This window comes from Microbacterium telephonicum (assembly GCF_003651225.1).
Classification (GTDB): domain Bacteria; phylum Actinomycetota; class Actinomycetes; order Actinomycetales; family Microbacteriaceae; genus Microbacterium; species Microbacterium telephonicum.
The window spans coordinates 198689-217098 of record NZ_RCDB01000002.1 but is presented as its reverse complement, the minus strand read 5'-3'; the positions used below and the strand labels follow the sequence as shown (position 1 = coordinate 217098).

Sequence of the window (18410 nt, the reverse complement as noted above, 5' to 3'; positions counted from 1 at the left end):
GTTCCGCGAACGGGACGGTGCACAATGGACCCACGCGCAGAAAGCGCTTTCTAGCACTCTTCTGTTGCGCCGCGCCGCGGCGTTCTCATCACCGCTCCCCTGTCCCGTCCGGACGAAGGAGTCCCATGACCACGCCCACCCCGCATCCGCGCACCGCCTCCCGTCGCCGCGCGATGCCCACGGCCGCCCTCGCCGCAACGGCCGCCACCCTCGCCCTCACCCTCGGGGGCCTCTCCCCCGCCGCCGCGGCCCCGCCCACCGCATCCCCGCACGCCGCGCCCGTGGACCTCGGCCGGGAGGTGCTCCCCGCCGGCGACGGCTGGGCCTCCTGGTCGGGGACGACCCGGCCCGAGGGCGTGCCGCGCACCGCAGAGCCCGTCACCGGCGGCGCGGATGCGGCCCCCGCCGAGGTCTATGTCGTCTCCGACTGGCCGCAGCTGCGCGACGCCCTCGCCGGCCGTCCCGGCGGCTCCCAGAACGACGCCCGCTACAACCAGACGCCCCGGATCGTGTACGTCACGGGCACGATCGACCCGTGGGAGCGCGCCGACGGCACCCGGATGACGTGCGACGACATCGCCGGCACCGTGACCGTGGCCGGCGGCGGCGCCTTCGCGATGGCCGATTACATCGCCGCCTTCGGGCCGGGGATCGACCCGTCTGGCCCGCTCGAAGCGGCGCGGGTCGAGGCCGCCGCCGTCCAGGCGCGGGCGACGCTGCAGCACATCGGCTCGAACGTCACGCTCGTCGGCGTCGGGGACGACGCCCGCATCGTGGGCGCCTCGCTGCGCATCCGCGACGCGCACAACGTGATCGTGCGCAACCTCACGCTCTCCGACGCGTATGACTGCTTCCCGCAGTGGGACGCGAACGACGCCGGCGGCAACTGGAACTCGGCGTACGACAACCTCTCGGTGTGGACGTCGACGAGCGTGTGGATCGACCACAACACGTTCGACGACGGCGCCCACCCGCCGCTGTCGCTGGAGCGCGTGTACGGGCGGCCCTTCGAGGTGCACGACGGCTTCGTCGACATCACCCACGGCGCCGACCTCGTGACGATGTCGTGGAACTGGCTGCAGAACCACGACAAGACCGACCTCATCGGCTCCTCTGACTCGCGCACGCAGGACCGCGGCCAGCATCGGGTGACACAGCACCACAACCGGTGGACTGACATCGGACAGCGCGCACCGCGCGTGCGCTACGGTGACGTGCACGTCTACAACAACCTCTACGAGCAGACGGCGCTGTCGCTGCAGGAGTCGACGCCCGGCGTGCCGTTCTTCCAGTACTACTGGGGAGCCGGACGCGAATCGAGCATCGTCGCCGAGGGCAACGCGATCGAGCTCGCCGACGCGTCGACGGTGGACCGGATCATCGCCGGATGGGGCGGCACCGAGCTGTCGGCATCCGACACGCTCGTGGACGGCGAGCCCGTCGACGTGCTCGCCGCGTACAACCAGACCGCCGCGACGCCGCTGAACGCCACCACCCGGTGGCGGCCCGCCGACGCCTACGCCTATGCGCTCACCCCCGTCGACGAGGTCGCCGGGGTCGTGCGGGCCGGAGCGGGGGCCGGTGTGCTCGATTCCGGGACGCCCGTCGCGACGGCGGCGCCGGGCGCCTTCGCGGTGTCCGACGACAACGGTTGGGACACCGGGCTGCGCGACGGCGACTTCACCGTGCGCGGCGACCTGTGGTGGGGGCAGAACGCCACGGTCGCGAAGCTCTTCGAGAACGGTGTGCTCATCGATGCGGCGGCGCTGTCGGCGGCCACACCCGCAGCCCAGCAGGTCGCGTTCGACGTGCGCGCCCGTGGGAACGGCACCTACCGCTACGAGATCGTCGCTCTCAACCCCTACGGCGTCACGACCTCGCGCACCCACGTCGTCACGGTGACGGATGCCGCACCCGGCGTCGCGGTGCTCCGCGCGAGCGGAGTGTGGGCGAACGACGTCACGGTGACGATGGACCTGTGGTGGGGACAGAACGCCACGGAGTACGTGCTGTGGAAAGACGGCGTCGAGATCGACCGTCACGCGCTCACGGCCGCGACCCCGGGGGCGCAGCACGCGCAGACGCACGTCGGCGCGCTCACGCCCGGCACACACGTGTTCACCGCGGTGCTGCGAGGTCCGGGTGGCGAGACGGCGACGTCTCCGCGAGAGGTGACCGTCGATTAGCCTGTCGGCATGACCCAGCGCATCTTCGCCATGCCGGTCGCGCGCGTGTACCCGCTGTACATCGACAAGCTCGCGCGCAAGGGACGCACGAAGGCGGAGCTCGACGAGGTCATCACGTGGCTCACCGGATTCGACGAGCCCGCGATCGCCCGCCACCTCGCGGCCGACACGACCTTCGAGGAGTTCTTCGCGCAGGCGCAGCTGCATCCGCACGCCGACCGGATAACCGGGGTGATCTGCGGCCTGCGGGTGGAGCAGATCGAGGACCCGCTCATGCAGAAGATCCGCTACCTCGACAAGCTCGTCGACGAGCTCTACAAGGGCAAAGCGATGGAGAAGGTGCTCCGCTGACACGATGAAGGGCCCCGACCGCGCGGTCGGGGCCCTTCATCGTTGCAGAGGGATCAGGCGTTCGCGTCCTGGCGCTTGGCGCGGCTCGCGGCGCGGCCGCGCTCGGTCGCGTCGAGCACGACTTTGCGGATGCGCACCTTCTCGGGCGTGACCTCGACGCATTCGTCGTCGCGGGCGAACTCGAGCGACTCTTCGAGGGTCAGCAGGCGCGGCGGCGTCATCGACTCGAAGGAGTCGGAGGTCGACGAACGCATGTTCGTGAGCTTCTTCTCCTTCGTGATGTTGACGTCCATGTCGTCGGCGCGCGAGTTCTCGCCGATGACCATGCCCTCGTAGACCTCTTCGGTGGGCTGCACGAAGAAGCTCATGCGTTCCTGCAGCGCGATCATCGCGAACGGCGTCACGACGCCCTGGCGGTCGGCGACGATCGAGCCGTTCTGGCGGGTCGAGATCGCGCCGGCCCACTCGTCGTAGCCGTGCGAGATCGCGTTGGCGATGCCGGTACCGCGGGTGATGGTGAGGAACTCGCTGCGGAAGCCGATGAGGCCCCGCGACGGCACGACGAACTCCATGCGCACCCAGCCGGTGCCGTGGTTGGTCATCGTGTCCATGCGGCCCTTGCGCGCGGCCATGAGCTGCGTGATCGCGCCGAGGTGCTCCTCCGGTGCGTCGATCGTGAGGTGCTCGTAGGGCTCGGTGACCTTGCCGTCCTCGCCCTTGCGCGTGACGACCTGCGGCTTGCCGACGGTCAGCTCGAAGCCTTCGCGGCGCATGTTCTCGACGAGGATGGCGAGGGCCAGCTCACCGCGGCCCTGCACCTCCCAGGCATCCGGACGGCCGATGTCGACGACCTTGAGCGAGACGTTGCCGATGAGTTCGCGGTCGAGGCGGTCCTTGACCATGCGCGCGGTGAGCTTGTGTCCCTTCACCTTGCCCATGAGCGGCGAGGTGTTCGTGCCGATCGTCATCGAGATGGCGGGGTCGTCGACCGTGATCGCGGGCAGCGGACGCACGTCTTCGGGGTCGGCGATCGTCTCGCCGATCGTGATCTCCTCGATGCCGGCGATGGCGACGATGTCGCCCGGGCCCGCCGACTCGGCCGGGAAGCGCTCGAGCGCCTTCGTCTTGAGCAGTTCGGTGATGCGGGCGTTCGTGTGCGAGCCGTCGTGACGCACCCAGGCGACCGTCTGGCCCTTCTTCAGGGTGCCGTTGAACACGCGCAGCAGCGCGAGACGACCGAGGAAGGGGCTCGAGTCGAGGTTGGTGACCCAGGCCTGCAGCGGCGCCTCGTCGTCGTACACCGGCGCGGGCACGTGCTCGAGGATCGCCTCGAACAGCGGCTCGAGGTCGTCGTTGTCGGGCAGTTCCCCGTTGGCCGGGCGCGTGCGCGACGCGGCACCGGCCCGACCGGACGCGTAGACGACCGGCACGTCCAGCAGTGCGTCGACGTCGAGGTCGGGCACGTCGTCGACGAGGTCGCCGGCCAGGCCCAGCAGCAGGTCGTGGGCCTCCTCCTCGACCTCGGCGATGCGGGCATCCGGACGGTCGGTCTTGTTGACGAGCAGGATGACGGGGAGCTTGGCCTCGAGGGCCTTGCGCAGCACGAACCGCGTCTGGGGCAGTGGGCCCTCCGACGCGTCGACGAGCAGCACGACGCCGTCCACCATCGACAGGCCGCGCTCGACCTCGCCGCCGAAGTCGGCGTGACCCGGAGTGTCGATGACGTTGATCGTCACCGGCACGTCGGTGTGCGCACCGTTGTAGGTGATCGCCGTGTTCTTGGCGAGGATCGTGATGCCCTTCTCACGCTCGAGGTCGTTCGAGTCCATCGCGCGCTCTTCGACGTGCGCGTGCTCGCCGAAGGAGCCGGTCTGGCGGAGCATCGCGTCCACGAGCGTGGTCTTGCCGTGGTCGACGTGCGCGACGATCGCGACGTTGCGGAGATCCGGACGGAGGGCGTGCGCCATGAAGGGTCCTCAGAATGCAGAATGGGGCGCCACCCGGATTCGGGGGCACCCCATTCTACAAGGCGCTGCTGTACGGCAGCCGCGACTCAGCTCGCGGCCTGGTCGCCCTGCGAGAGCAAGGCGGCGCGGGCCTCGCGACGCGCGCGCTGCGCGGCCGGGTCGGGCACCGGCACGGCGGCGATGAGGCGCTGCGTGTACGGGTCCTGCGCGCCGCGCAGGATCTGGTCGCGCGTGCCGACCTCCACGAGCTTGCCGTGGTGCATCACGGCGATGCGGTGGGCGAGGATGTCGACGACGGCGAGGTCGTGGCTGATGAACAGGCAGGCGAACTGCAGCTGCTGCTGCAGCTCCTGCAGCAGGTCGAGGAAGCGTGCCTGCACCGACACGTCCAGCGCCGAGGTCGGCTCGTCCGCGACGAGCAGCTCGGGCGCGAGGGCGAGCGCGCGGGCGATGCCGACGCGCTGCTTCTGACCGCCCGACAGCTCGTGCGGGAAGCGGTTGCGGTACGAGGCCGGCAGTTCCACCTGGGTCAACAGCTCCTCGACGCGCGTGTCGAGGTCCTTGCCGGAGGCGACGCCCGCCAGCAGGATCGGCTCGCCGATGGACTGGCCGATCGGCATGCGGGGGTTCAGCGACGACGCCGGGTCCTGGAAGACGATGCCGGTCTTGCGGCGGATCGCGAACAGGTCCTTGCGGCTCGCGTTCGAGATGTCGGTGCCGACCGCGGTGAGCTTTCCCTCGGCGATCGGGAGCAGGCCGATGGCGGCGCGTCCGAGGGTCGTCTTGCCCGAACCGGACTCGCCCACGAGGCCCACGATCTCGCCCGGGTAGATGTCGAGATCGATGTGCTCGGCGGCACGGAAGGCGGGGATGCGCCCGCGCTTGGGGTACTCGATCGCGACGTCCTGGAAGCTCAGCACCGGGGTGCGGGTCTCCGAGACGTCCTCGACCACGCTCGCGCGCTCGCGGACGGCGGCGAGCGAAGACGCCTCGTGCTCTTCGAAGGCCGTCGGCTCCTCGGTCACGCCGATGCCGAGGTGCGGCACCGCGGCGAGCAGCTGCTGTGTGTACGGGTGCTTCGGCGCGGCGAAGATCTGCTCGACCGAGCCCGACTCCACGACGACGCCGTTCTTCATCACCATGATGCGGTCGGCGAGGTCGGCGACGACGCCCATGTCGTGGGTGATGAGGATGATGGCCGAGTCGAGGCGCTTGTGCAGGTTGCGGAGGAGATCGAGCACCTCGGCCTGCACCGTCACGTCGAGCGCCGTCGTCGGCTCGTCGGCGATGAGCAGCAGCGGGTCGCACGAGATCGACTGCGCGATCATGGCGCGCTGGCGCTGACCGCCCGACAGCTGGTGCGGGTACTTGTGGAACGACTGCTCCGGGTTGGGCATCTCGACCATGCGCAGCAGCTCGACGGCGCGCTCCTTGGCCTCCGACGGCGCGAGGCCCCGGTCGTGCGAGCGCAGTGCCTCCATGATCTGGAACCCGATCGTGTACACGGGGTTCAGCGCCGTCATCGGCTCCTGGAAGATCACGGCGATGTCGTTGCCGCGCAGCGACCGCAGGGTCGCGTCGTCGGCGCCGCGCAGCTCGCGACCGAGCAGCTTGATCGAGCCGGTGACGCGCGCGTTCTCCGGCAGGAGGCCGAGCAGCGACATCGAGCTCGTGGACTTGCCCGAACCCGACTCGCCGACGATGGCGAGCACCTCGCCGCGGCGCACTTCGTAGTTCATGTCGATCGCGGCCGGGTAGAACTCGCCGTCGACCCAGAACTCCACGCCGAGGTTCGTGACCTCGAGGATCGGCTGCTGGGGGTCGTGCGACGCCGGGATGGTGGCGTCGGTGCCCGTCGTGTCAGTCATCACTGGTTTCCCTATCTGCAAAGCTTGAAATCATGTCTTTTCAGGAGGTCGACTATCGGCCGCTCTTCGGCCGCATCCTCTCCGTCGTGACCATGGTCGTGTGCGCCTTCGGCGCGGTGGCCACCGTCGTGACCGATCCCGCTGCGGCGCTGCGCTACGCCTGGCCGCTGCTGCTGGTGGGTGTGCTCGCGTGGGCCATGTACTGGCGTCCCGGCCTCGTGGTGGCCGAGCACGGGATCACCGTCGTGAATCCGCTCCGCACCCACTTCGTGCCGTGGCCGAACATCACCGCGATCGACACCCGCTTCGCCCTGACCCTGCACACCGTCGCCGGTGGCGACCGTGACCGCACGATCCGCGTGTGGGCGGCGCCGGCATCCGGTCGCCACCGCACCCTGGGTCTGTCGCCCAAGGACTTCGACGGCATCGGCGAATCCGCCCGCGGCGTGCACGGCGAACTGCGCCTGTCGGATGCCACGTCGACGCCCATCGGCAACCTCGCGCAGCTGGTGCGCGGGCGCTGGGAGCGTCTTCGCGACACCGGTGCCTTCACGAGTGGCGTCGACCCGGAGGCGTCGACCGTCGTGTGGCACCGCGGCACGATCGCCGTCGCCGCTGCGCTGGGCGCGGCGACGGCGATCGGCCTGCTGGTCTAGCAGCGTCACGGAGTCGGTCCTCACCGCTCCGGGTCGAGCGGCTTGTGCTGGGTGTCGCCCGGCTCCTCCGGGCGCGGATCGTGATAGTTCACGACGTCGCCCGTGTAGATCGCCTCGCCCGCGACCGTCACCGACGGGGCGCCGGTGGACGGCGTGGTGTCGACGACCGGGGCGGCCGGCCCGGCGGCACGCGCGGCGCGCGCCATGGCGCGCTCGCTCGGCATCTTCTTCTGGCGCGGGTCGAACGCGTCGCGCAGACCGTCGCCGATGAAGTTGACGCACAGGGCGATCGCGATGATGAACACACCCGGCCACCAGAACAGCCACGGACGCGTCGCGAAGGCCGCCTGGTTCTCGGAGATGATCTTGCCGAGCGAGGTGTCCGGGCTCTGCACGCCGAAGCCGAGGAAGCTCAGCGCCGACTCGAGCAGGATGGCGCCGGCCATCAGAAGCGTCGCGTTGACGACGATCACGCCGACCGCGTTGGGCAGGATGTGGCGGAAGATGATCCGCCGGTCGCGCGCACCGGAGACCCGGGCCGCGTCGACGAACTCCCGCTCGCGCAGCGACAGGAACTCACCGCGCACGAGACGCGCGAGGGTCGTCCAGGCGAACAGGCCGATGACCACACCCAGCACCGCGGCGCCGAGACTGCCGAACGCGGTGCCCAGCACCGACCCGATGACGATGAGCGGGATCGTGATGATGATGTCGGTGAAACGCATCAGCACGGCATCCGTCGCCTTGCCGTAGAAGCCGGCGATCGCACCGATCACGACGCCGATGATCGTCGCCACGACACCGGCGATGACCATGACCATGATCGACTGCTGCGCACCGCGCATGACGACGGCGAAGATGTCGCGACCGACCTCGTCCTGACCGAACGGGTGCTCGCCGAAGGCCGGCGGGAACAGGCTCAGCGTCGGCTCGCCGTTGTTGAGCTTGGCCGGGATCTGGTTCCAGTCGTACTTCCACCAGCCGGGGATGCGGATGCCCCACAGGTCCACGCCCACCGAAGTGAAGGCGAGGATGACGATGAACGCGAGCACGAACATCGAGATCAGCGCGGCGCGGTGCCGGAAGAACCGGCGCCGGACGATCTGCCCCTGGCTGAGACCCTCGGTCTCCTTCTGCTCGATCGAGATCTCGGCCTTCGCCTCGGTCTCGGTCGTCGTGGGCTCGTTGGATGAGATGCTCATGTCAGCCCACCTTGATTCTCGGGTCGAGGGCCGCGTAGACGAGGTCCGCGATCAGGTTGAAGATGACGGCCAGCGTTCCCGTGACGACGAAGAACGCCATGACCGGGTTCGGGTCGTGCAACGCGAGCGCATTGACGAAGAGGCTTCCCATACCGGTCCAGCCGAACACCTTCTCGGTGATCACCGCCCCGCCGATGAGCGCGCCGATGTCGAACGCGATGATCGTCGTGATGGGGATGAGGGCGTTGCGGAACGCGTGGCGGACGACGACGGTGCGCTGGGTGAGACCCTTCGCGCGCGCCGTGCGGATGTAGTCCTGGTTCATGACCTCCAGCAGGCTCGCCCGCGAGTAGCGGGTGTAGCTGGCGAAGGAGATGAGGATGATCGCGATCGTGGGCAGCAGCAGGTGGGTGAACAGGTCGATGCCCTGCACCCAGAAGTTGCCGCCGAGTCCGGGCGTCGAGGCGCCCACCGTCGCGATCGGACGGCCGCGCACGCGCGAAGACGCGGAGTACGCCGCCCAGTAGGACATGTACTTGTCGAGGGCGATGAAGGCGGCGACGAGGAAGCCGGTGATCATCGTGGTGCGCACGACCGGGCCGCGGTCGGGCTTGCCCATGAACCAGCCGATGACGCCGCTGACGACGAGCGTGGCGGCCGCGTACAGCAGGAACGAGAGCATCGTCATGCCGTTGAGCAGCGAGTTCATCATCGGGAAGTACAGCGCGATGCCGATGGCCGCGACGATGAGCGACGCGTACAGCGCCTTGCGGTTGCGCAGGCCCACCGAGATCGCGGTGACGCCGAAGGCGATGCCGACCGCGAGGAACGCGTAGACGACGATCCCGATCTGCGGGTCGGCGAACCACTTGGTCACCGACAGGGCGGCCAGCACGACACCGGTCGCGACGGCCGACACGCCGAACACGATGAGTCGGCGTTTGGCCTTGCCACCGAGCAGCGACATCCAGATCAGGCCCATCACGAGCGCGACGCCGATGATGACCGGTACCGAGATGACGGGGTCGGAGAGCCAGTTGTTCATCTGGATCGCGCCGTACTGCTTGAGCAGCACCGCGACCCAGAAGATCGGCAGCGAGAAGAACAGGAACGACATCAGCGTCACGCCGTAGTCGAAGCCGGTGTACTGGCGCAGAGCCGACACGATGCCGACCGTGATGCCGAGGACGATCGCCACGACGGTGGCGGTGGTGACCAGCGTCAGCGTCGACGTGATCGCGTTCCCCAGCAGTGCATTGACGGACTGGTTCTGGATGCTGATGCCGAAGTCGCCGCGGAAGATCCCGCCGAGCCAGAGGAAGTAGCGCAGCGGAGGTGCGACGTCGAGGTTGAGGAGTTTGGTCCGAGCCTCCATGAGCTCGGCCTTGTTCGGTGCGTTGCTCTGCCGCAGGTCCTCCAGGGGGTCTCCCGAGACGGACACGAGCAGATACATCAGGAAGGTCGCGGCGAAGAGCACGAAGATCGACGCGATCAATCGCCGGATGATGAATGAAGCCATGGTGTGGCGCCCTGCCAATCGATGAGTCGGCGCAGGAAACGAGGCCGGCTGGGTGAGTGCCGGCCTCCGGATCGCGCCGCGACGAGAAAGTCTAACGCAGGAGGGTGCAGGCCCCCGAAGGGACCTGCACCCTCCCCTGGTTCGATGCCGGGTGACCCGGCATCAGACCGTTCTCGCGCTTACTCGGCGGTACCGCCGTCAGTGACCTCCCAGTCCCAGGCGTTCCAGAAGATCGTCGGAGCGAGGATCGACGGGTCGATGTTGGTCACGCGGTCGCTGAACGCGGTGACCTCGGGGAACTGGAAGATGGTGACACCGTAGAAGTCAGCCCACAGAGCCTTGTCGAGGTCCTGCTGGAGGGTGATCTGCTTCTCCGCGTCGAACTCCGTCTGCAGCGACTTGACCGCAGCATCCACAGCCTCGGAGCTGTAGAAGTTGAGGTTGTTGATGCCACCGGTCTCGAAGGTCGGCAGGGAGTTGGTCACACCGAGGCTCGTGGACTGCCAGCCGAACAGCGAGGCGTCGTACGCGCCGGGCGTGCCGAGGAGGCCGCCCCACTCGGTCGAGCCGCAGTCGGTGACGTTGAAGCCGGCGAGGTTGGCCGACTGCTGGATGAGCGCGAACTCGTTGACGCGACGCGGGTTGTTCGATGCGTACAGGATGCAGACGTCACGGTTGGTGACACCCGACGCGTCGAGCAGAGCCTTGGCGCCCTCGATGTCGACCTCGGCGAAGGCCTCGGAGCCGTTGGCGGCGACGGAGTCGTCGTAGCCCTCGGCGCCCGGGACGAAGATCTGCGAGCTGCGCAGCAGCGCGTCCTCGCCCGCGATCGGCTTGATCAGCTTGTCGAGGATCTCCTGACGGGGGACCGTCTTGAGGAACGCCTCGCGCACCTGCGGGTTCGAGAAGATGTTCTCCGGGTTCTTGCCCTGGTCGAACTGCAGGTCGATGTGCTCGTACGTGCCGCCGACACCCTGGTTGACCGTGATGTTGTCGATCCCGTCGAGGGCCGTGACGATGTCAGCGGTGGCCTGCGGCTGGATGATGTCGACCTCACCGTTCTCCAGCGCCTGAACCGCAGCGAGCGGGTCGGGGATGAAGCGGATGGTGATCTCCTCGATGTTGGGCGCGTTGTCGCCCTTGTACTCGGGGTTGGCCTTCAGCGTCACGAACTGGTCGGCGACGTAGTCCGTGATCATGTACGGACCGCTCGCGGTGACGAGGTCGGTGTCCGACGGCATCTCGGTGAAGTTGAAGCCGGAGTTCCAGAACGACGACAGCTTCGCGAGCGCCGCGGCGTCCTCGTTGTCGATCGCGTCGAGGACGGCCTGCTTCGCCTCGGCGGGGTCGTCGATGCCGAGCGCCTTCTCCGCGATGATGTGCGCGGGCAGCGGCGACGCGAAGGAGAGCTCCCAGTCGACGAACGGGGCGTCGTACTTGAGCGTGATCGACTTGCCGTCGTCGCCGACCTCGGGGGTCTGCGAGACGAGGCCGACACCCGACGTCGGGGTGGCGCCGGAGTCGAAGTAGACGACATCCGTCGGGAAGGCGTCGGTGAACTCACCGGTCTCAGGGTCGGTGAAGTCGGCCGGGTCGAAGTCCGGCGTGTCCAGGGCACGCGACAGCGCGGCCCAGTTCAGCAGGAGGTCGGCGGCGTCGATGTCGGTGCCGTCAGACCACTTCACGCCGTCGGCGATCGTGTACTTGACCTCGAGCGGGTCTTCGGAGAGGACCTCGTACGAACCGAACGAGGTGTTCTTCACCAGGGCCGGGGTGTTGTCGTAGTAGTTGAAGCCGTCCAGCACCAAGTAGTTGATGTTGTTGTTGGCGGTGGCGTTACCGAACGACGTGTTGCCGTTCATCGAATAGAACGCCTGGTTCCACGCCGCCGTGATCGACGAGCCCTCGACGAGACCGGAGTCTCCGTCGGAGTCGCCACCGGCGGCGCAGCCCGAGATGGCCAGTGCGCCGACTGCGGCGATGGCCACCGCAGCCGAGATGCGCTTCATTCTCACTGTTCCTCCTGTGCAAGGTTGTGCGCACGCGTCGGCGGGGGCCGAACGGGCGCGGATGGGAACACACTAAGCACGGGTCCGGCGTGGCCCACGCCAGGTTGCCAAACCGTTACAGATCCTTTACTGATCGCAACATGGCTGTGACAATCTGACAACGTGACCGACACTCAGACCGCGAAAACGCTCAGCTGGGCCCACTCTCGCACGAGGTTGTGGTGGGAGGTCGCGATCGTGCTCGCACTCTCGGTGGGCCGGTCCGCGCTGTACTCCGTGCTCTCGCTCGTGCAGGCGCTGACCCGGGACGTCGCCCTCGGCGACCAGTCGACGTCGCTGAACCCGGGCGCGAACGCGGCGCAGTTCTGGGACGTGCTGAACCAGTTCCTCTCGCAGGCGTTCGCCCTGGCCCCGATCGCCCTGGCGATCTGGCTGCTGTGGGAGCCGGGGGTGTCGGCGTTCCGCCGGATCGGCCTGGACTTCCGCGCGTTCGGACGCGACGTCGGAGCCGGCATCCTGCTCGTGCTCGTGATCGGCGTGCCCGGCCTCGCGCTGTATGCGGCGGGCCGCGCGCTCGGGATCACCGTGCAGGTGGACGCGTCGCCGCTGGACTCGTCGTGGTGGACGATCCCGCTGCTGCTGTTCGCGGCGCTGCGGGCGGGCCTGACCGAGGAGGTCGTGTTCATCGGCTACCTGTTCGACCGGCTGCGCCGGCTCGGTTGGGGCACCTGGACCATCATCCTGTCCACCGCCGCGCTGCGCGGCGCGTACCACGCGTACCAGGGCTTCGGCGCGATCGTCGGCAACATCGCCATGGGCGCCGTCTTCGGCTGGGTCTACCACCGCTGGGGCCGCGTCATGCCGCTCGTGATCGCCCATGTGCTGATCGACGTGGTCGCCTTCGTCGGCTACCCCCTCGCCGCCGCCTGGTGGCCCACCGTCTTCGCCTGACCCGCCCGGCGGGGCGCGGCTCTGGGCCCTGGCGGCCTCCGGGACCGCGAGACCTCATCTGCCGGACGAGACCGCGGTGGGATCCCTCGGTCTCGTCCGGCCGTTGAGGTCTCGCGGATGCTGAACCTTTCCTCCCCAGGAGGCCGATCGGCACGCGGCATCCAGAAGTCGACAGATTCGACGACGGCGGGGCCGCGAAGCGCCGCAGAGTGGGGCGATGACTGATCCGGAACAGACCATCCGACCCTGCCCGATCGCCCTGCTGCGCACCGACGAGCTCGCCCACCCCGAGCGGGCGGTGGCCCGTGGTGACGTGCAGCGAGTCCGGCGCGGCATCTACGTCCCGGTGGATGCGTGGCGTGATCTTGCGCCGTGGGATCGGTATCTCGCGCGAGTCCATGCGGTCGCGGGGTCCTATCCGGATGCGGTGTTCTCCCACGAGTCGGCCGCCGTGCTCCTCGGGTTGGGGGTGATCGGCGATCCGGGCGCCGTTCACATCCTGGTCGAGTCCGCGTCGGCATCCCGGATGTACGCGGGTGTGCGCGCGCACGCCCGGTCGGATCCGTCGACCCCTCTCGATGTCGGTGGTCTGCTTGTGACATCACCCGGCGAAACGGCCGTCACATTGGCACGGCACCGCCACAACGCGCTCGGCAGAGCGATGGCGGATGCCGCGCTGCGCCTCGACCGGACGCTGGATCTCGCGTCGATGGTCCACGACAACGAGACGCGCGCCAGCAGCCGCGGACGACGGCACGCTCGGTGGCCGCTGACCGTCGCGGACGCGCGGCCGGAGTCGATGCTCGAGTCACTCAATCTCGCCCTCATCGAGTGGCTCGGGTATCCCGACCCGGATCTTCAGGTGAGATTCTCACACCCGGATGGAACCGCCGACCGCGGCGACTTCTGGTGGGACTCCGCCGGGCTGCTGGGCGAAGTCGACGGCGAGCTGAAGTACGACGGCACCTTCGGCGATCCTGTCGCCGCTCTGCGCGCCAGGCGCCGACGTGACGCGCGGTTGATCGGCCCACATGTGCGGTCGATCGCGCACTGGGGTTGGGCCGAGACCGCCGACGTCGAATCGGTGCGAGCCCTGCTGTCGGGCCACGGCCTCCGACCGTTCCTCCCCGAGAACGCGCTGCAGCTGCATTCCTTCGCCCGGCTGCTGCGCCCCGCGCAGCTGCATCCGCGAGACCTCAACGTGCGGACGAGACCGCGGGTGCCACCCACGGTCTCGTCCGACAGTTGAGGTCTCGCGGGCCGCAGCGGGAGGAGACACCCCGACGACCCCCGCGGGGCTACGCGAAGGCCTCGGGGGGCGGGCAGGCGCAGACGAGGTTGCGGTCGCCGTAGGCGTTGTCGATACGGCGCACCGGTGGCCAGTACTTCGTGCGCACGAGGGAGGCCACCGGGTACACGGCGCGCTCGCGTGGGTACGCGTGGGTCCACTCGCCGACCACGACCGACTCTGCCGTGTGCGGAGCGTTCACGAGGGGGTTGTCGGATGCCGGCCACTCCCCCGCCGCGACCGCCGCGGCCTCGGCGCGGATGGCGACCATCGCGTCGACGAACCGGTCGAGTTCGGCCAGGTCCTCCGACTCGGTCGGCTCCACCATGAGGGTGCCGGCGACCGGGAACGACATCGTCGGCGCATGGAACCCGTAGTCGATCAGGCGCTTGGCGACGTCGTCGACCGTGACGCCGGTCTCGTCCTTCAGCGGGCGCAGGTCGAGGATGCACTCGTGCGCGACGAGCCCTCCCTCGCCCGCGTACAGCACCGGGAAGTGCGCGCGCAGTCGCTCGGCGACGTAGTTCGCCGCGAGCACCGCGGCACCGGTCGCGGCGCGCAGGCCGTCGGCGCCCATCATCCGCACGTACGCCCACGAGATCGGCAGGATGGATGCCGACCCGTACGGCGCGGCGGAGATCGGGCCGCCGTCGAACGTGAATCCGCCGGCGTGCTCGGCGCGCTGCGCGAGCGGGTGCGAGGGCAGGAACGCCGCGAGGTGCGCCTTCGCGGCGACGGGACCCACACCGGGTCCGCCGCCGCCGTGCGGGATCGCGAACGTCTTGTGCAGGTTCAAGTGCGACACGTCGCCGCCGAGGTCGCCGAACCGCGCGAAGCCGAGCAGCGCGTTGAGGTTCGCGCCGTCGACGTACACCTGCCCACCGGCCTCGTGCACGGCCGCCGTGATGTCGATCACGTCGTGCTCGTACACGCCGTGCGTCGACGGGTACGTGATCATCAGCGCCGACAGCGCGTCGGAGTGCGCCGCGATCTTGGCGCGCAGATCGTCGAGGTCGACGTTGCCCGACTCGTCGCACGCGACGACGACGACCCGCATCCCGGCGAGCACCGCGGATGCCGCATTCGTGCCGTGCGCGGACGACGGGATGAGGCAGACGTCGCGGTGCACGTCACCGCGGGAGTGGTGGTAGCCGCGGATCGCCAGCAGGCCGGCGAGCTCGCCCTGCGAGCCCGCGTTCGGCTGCAGCGAGACGGCGTCGTAGCCGGTGACCTCGGCGAGCCACGACTCCAGCTGCTCGATCATCACGAGGTATCCGGCGACGTCGTCGGCCGGCGCGAAGGGGTGCACGCGACTGAACTCGGGCCACGTGACCGCCGCCATCTCGGTCGCGGCGTTGAGCTTCATCGTGCACGAGCCGAGCGGGATCATGCCGCGGTCCAGCGCGTAGTCCCGATCGGCGAGCTGCTTGAGGTAGCGCATCATCGCCGTCTCGGAGCGGTGCGTGTTGAACACCGGATGCGTGAGGAACTCGTCTTCGCGGCGGAGGTCCTCGGGCAGCGCCGACAGTCCCGCAGCCGAGGATGCGGTGAACCCGAACGCCCGATGCTCGGGCCCGCCGAACACCTGCGCGAGGGCGTGCAGCTCGGCGACGGTCGTGGTCTCGTCCACCGAGATCCCGACCGAGTCGGCGTCACGGAACCACAGCTGGAAGCCGCGCTCCCGAGCCGTCGCGACGACCGCATCCGCCCGGCCCGGGGCGGCCACGACGATCGTGTCGAAGAACGCGTCGTGGAGCACCTCGCCGCCCGCCTCGACGATCCAGTCGCGCAGCAGCGCCGCCTTCCCGGCGACGTCGGCGGCGATCGCGGTGAGACCTTCGGGTCCGTGGTAAACCGTGTACATCGACGCCATCACGGCCAGAAGCACCTGCGCGGTGCAGATGTTCGAGGTCGCCTTCTCGCGTCGGATGTGCTGCTCGCGCGTCTGCAGCGAGAGGCGGTACGCAGGCCTGCCGGCCACATCCTGCGACACTCCGACGAGCCGCCCCGGCAGCTGACGTTCGAGTCCTGCGCGCACCGCCATGTACCCGGCGTGGGGTCCGCCGAAGCCCAGCGGCACGCCGAAGCGCTGCGTCGTGCCCACCGCGATGTCGGCGCCGAGCGATCCGGGCGAGCGCAGGTGGGTGAGGGCGAGCAGGTCGGCGGCGACGACGACGCGGCCGCCTTGCGCCTGCACGGCGGCGATCGCCTCGGAGGGATCCCAGACGCGTCCGGACGCGCCCGGGTACTGCACGAACGCGCCGAACACGTCGACGTCGGCCGGCGGCGACACCGGCTCGGAGAGGTCGATCTCGTGCAGCTCGATGCCGAGGGCCGCGGCCCGGTGCGCCAGCAGCGCCTTGGTCTGCGGGAACGCGTCGGCGTCGACGAGGAACACGTTCGACGTGGACTTCGAGGCGCGCCGGGCGACCAGCATCCCCTCGACGACGGCGGTGGCCTCGTCGAGCATCGACGCGTTCGCCGTCGCGAGTCCGGTGAGGTCGGTCACCATCGTCTGGAAATTGATGAGCGCCTCGAGGCGCCCCTGCGAGATCTCCGGCTGGTACGGCGTGTAGGCGGTGTACCAGGACGGGTTCTCGAGCACGTTGCGCTGGATGACCGACGGCGTGAGCGTGTCGTAATAGCCGAGGCCGATCATCGCGCGCGCGGGCCGGTTGAGGGCGGCGAGGCCACGCAGCTCGGCGAGGGCCTCGGCCTCCGACGCCGCGGGCGGCAGCACCGATTGGGCGAGCGGCTGCACGTGGATGGATGCCGGGACGGCGCGTTCGACGAGGGCATCGACGCTGTCGTACCCCAGCGCGCCCAGCATGTGCGCCTGTGCGGGCGCGTCGGTGCCGATGTGACGGGTCGAGAAGGCGCCGGTCATGCGTCGCTTCCGGTGAGCGCCTCGTACGCGGCGCGGTCGAGGAGCGCGTCGACAGCGGCGGGGTCGACGCGGAGCTTCAGCAGCCAGCCGCCGCCGAACGGCTCGGAGTTCACGATGCCGGGGTCGGCGTCCGCGTCGGCGTTGGTCTCGACGACCTCGCCGTCCAGCGGGGCGTAGAGCTCGCCGACGGACTTCGTCGACTCGATCTCGCCGCACACGGCGCCCGCGGTGGTGGCGGTGCCCACGGCCGGCAGGTCGACGTAGACGATGTCGCCGAGCTTGTCGGCGGCGTAGTCGGTGATGCCGACGGTGGCGATGTCGCCGTCGAGGGCGACCCACTCGTGCTCGGCGGTGTACTTGAGGCTGGTCAGGTCGGTCATGTCGTCCTCCGGTAAAAGGGCAGGGTGGTCACCGCGGCGGGCAGGCGCGTGCCGCGGACGTCGATGTACAGGGTGGTCTCGGATGCCGCTTGGCCCGCGTCGACGAAGGCCATCGCGACAGGGTGGCCGAGGGTGGGGCTGAGGGCCCCGCTCGTGATCTCGCCGATCGGTTCGCCGCCGGCGGCATCCGCGTAGACGGGGTAGCCGGCGCGGCCGGCGCGCCGCCCCTCGCCGACGAGGCCGACGAGCACGCGACCGTCGGTCCCGAAGCCGCCGGCGAGGGCGGTCTTGCCGACGAAGTCCGGCTTGTCGGCGACGACGACGCGGCCGAGGCCCGCCTGCGCCGGCGCCGTGTCGAGGGACAGCTCGTGGCCGTAGAGCGGCATCCCCGCCTCCAGGCGCAGGGTGTCGCGCGCGGCGAGGCCGGCAGGCACGAGGCCCCGCGACTTGCCCGCCGTCAGCAGCGCATCCCAGAGCGCGGATGCCGCCGCCACCGGCACGAGCAGTTCGAAGCCGTCCTCGCCGGTGTAGCCGGTGCGCGCCAGCAGCAGCGGGTGCCCGTCGAACGTCGCGTCCGCCCAGGCGTAGTAGCGCTGCTCACCCCAGGGCACCGACACGGCGGAGATCGCATCCAGGTCGGCGAGGATCGCCTCGGCGACCGGTCCCTGCACGGCGATGAGCGCGTAGTCGTCGGTGACGTCGACGACATCGACGTCGAAGGCCGTCGCGCGCACGGCCAGCGCCTCGGCGACGGCGGCGCGATTGCCGGCGTTGGAGATGACGAGGTACTCGTCGTCGCGCAGGCGGTAGACGATGACGTCGTCGACGATGCCCCCGGTCTCGGCGAGCACGAGGGAGTACTTCGCCTTCCCGACCGGGAGCGCCGACAGTCGTCCGGCCAGGGCGTGGTCGAGGTAGGCGCCGGATTCCGGTCCGGACACCGTGAACTCGGCCATGTGCGAGATGTCGAACAGGCCCGCCGCCGTGCGCACGGCGTGGTGTTCGGCGAGGTCGGAGGTGTAGCGCACCGGCATCAGCCAGCCGCCGAAGTCGGTGAACGACGCGCCGAGCGCCTCGTGCCGCGCGTGCAGCGGGCTCGTGCGCGGGGCGCTCGGGACGGGGTCTGTCTCGCTCATGCGGGCCTCC

At 69.5% G+C, this 18410-nt stretch carries 13 protein-coding genes; 5 read left to right on the top strand and 8 right to left on the bottom strand.

Going from position 1 to position 18410, the window contains the following annotated elements:
- The first annotated feature begins 125 nt into the window (after positions 1 to 125).
- The gene (locus tag C7474_RS05985) at positions 126 to 2186 is read left to right on the top strand and encodes a pectate lyase family protein (protein ID WP_199692383.1); all 2061 of its coding nucleotides are present in this window, start codon (positions 126 to 128) and stop codon (positions 2184 to 2186) included.
- Positions 2187 to 2195: 9 nt separating this feature from the next.
- Positions 2196 to 2537 (top strand): DUF2200 domain-containing protein, encoded by a 342-nt coding sequence (locus C7474_RS05980; RefSeq protein WP_121058075.1) that lies wholly within the window; start codon positions 2196 to 2198, stop codon positions 2535 to 2537.
- Between the two features lie 53 nt (positions 2538 to 2590).
- Here the strand turns inward: C7474_RS05980 and typA are convergent, their stop codons facing one another.
- Positions 2591 to 4504, bottom strand: a complete 1914-nt coding sequence (typA, locus tag C7474_RS05975; protein WP_121058074.1) for a translational GTPase TypA — start codon at positions 4502 to 4504, stop codon at positions 2591 to 2593.
- A gap of 86 nt (positions 4505 to 4590) precedes the next feature.
- Complete coding sequence (locus tag C7474_RS05970) at positions 4591 to 6372, bottom strand: dipeptide ABC transporter ATP-binding protein (protein WP_121058073.1); 1782 nt, start codon at positions 6370 to 6372, stop codon at positions 4591 to 4593.
- Between the two features lie 32 nt (positions 6373 to 6404).
- On the opposite strand from C7474_RS05970, the gene C7474_RS05965 reads away from it, so the two are divergent.
- Positions 6405 to 7028, top strand: coding sequence for a PH domain-containing protein (locus C7474_RS05965; protein ID WP_121058072.1), 624 nt, complete (start codon positions 6405 to 6407; stop codon positions 7026 to 7028).
- A gap of 20 nt (positions 7029 to 7048) precedes the next feature.
- Here C7474_RS05965 and C7474_RS05960 read toward each other — a convergent pair whose 3' ends face one another.
- The 3 genes from C7474_RS05960 to C7474_RS05950 all read right to left on the bottom strand — a co-directional run bounded on the left by C7474_RS05960 (position 7049) and on the right by C7474_RS05950 (position 11758).
- Positions 7049 to 8230: an ABC transporter permease gene (locus C7474_RS05960; protein WP_121058071.1), complete on the bottom strand. Its 1182-nt coding sequence runs from the start codon at positions 8228 to 8230 to the stop codon at positions 7049 to 7051.
- 1 nt (position 8231) lies between these two features.
- Entirely contained in the window at positions 8232 to 9749 is a 1518-nt protein-coding gene (locus tag C7474_RS05955; RefSeq protein ID WP_121058070.1) for an ABC transporter permease, read from the bottom strand.
- A gap of 179 nt (positions 9750 to 9928) precedes the next feature.
- Entirely contained in the window at positions 9929 to 11758 is a 1830-nt protein-coding gene (locus C7474_RS05950; RefSeq protein ID WP_121058069.1) for an ABC transporter family substrate-binding protein, read from the bottom strand.
- Between the two features lie 162 nt (positions 11759 to 11920).
- On the opposite strand from C7474_RS05950, the gene C7474_RS05945 reads away from it, so the two are divergent.
- Both C7474_RS05945 and C7474_RS05940 read left to right on the top strand, forming a co-directional pair.
- Positions 11921 to 12709, top strand: coding sequence for a CPBP family intramembrane glutamic endopeptidase (locus C7474_RS05945; RefSeq protein WP_121058068.1), 789 nt, complete (start codon positions 11921 to 11923; stop codon positions 12707 to 12709).
- 217 nt (positions 12710 to 12926) lie between these two features.
- Positions 12927 to 13958: a type IV toxin-antitoxin system AbiEi family antitoxin domain-containing protein gene (locus C7474_RS05940; protein WP_121058067.1), complete on the top strand. Its 1032-nt coding sequence runs from the start codon at positions 12927 to 12929 to the stop codon at positions 13956 to 13958.
- 49 nt (positions 13959 to 14007) lie between these two features.
- Here the strand turns inward: C7474_RS05940 and gcvP are convergent, their stop codons facing one another.
- From gcvP to gcvT, 3 genes are read right to left on the bottom strand one after another with little or no spacing between them, the layout of a single operon-like run.
- Positions 14008 to 16884 (bottom strand): aminomethyl-transferring glycine dehydrogenase, encoded by a 2877-nt coding sequence (gene gcvP, locus C7474_RS05935; protein WP_121058066.1) that lies wholly within the window; start codon positions 16882 to 16884, stop codon positions 14008 to 14010.
- Positions 16881 to 17264: a glycine cleavage system protein GcvH gene (gene gcvH / locus C7474_RS05930; RefSeq protein ID WP_121058065.1), complete on the bottom strand. Its 384-nt coding sequence runs from the start codon at positions 17262 to 17264 to the stop codon at positions 16881 to 16883. The genes gcvP and gcvH overlap by 4 nt, the downstream gene beginning before the upstream one ends.
- Positions 17261 to 18400 carry a glycine cleavage system aminomethyltransferase GcvT gene (gcvT, locus tag C7474_RS05925; RefSeq protein WP_121058064.1) on the bottom strand — a complete coding sequence of 380 codons (1140 nt, stop codon included), beginning with the start codon at positions 18398 to 18400 and terminating at the stop codon, positions 17261 to 17263. The genes gcvH and gcvT overlap by 4 nt, the downstream gene beginning before the upstream one ends.
- Between the last annotated feature and the right edge of the window lie 10 nt (positions 18401 to 18410).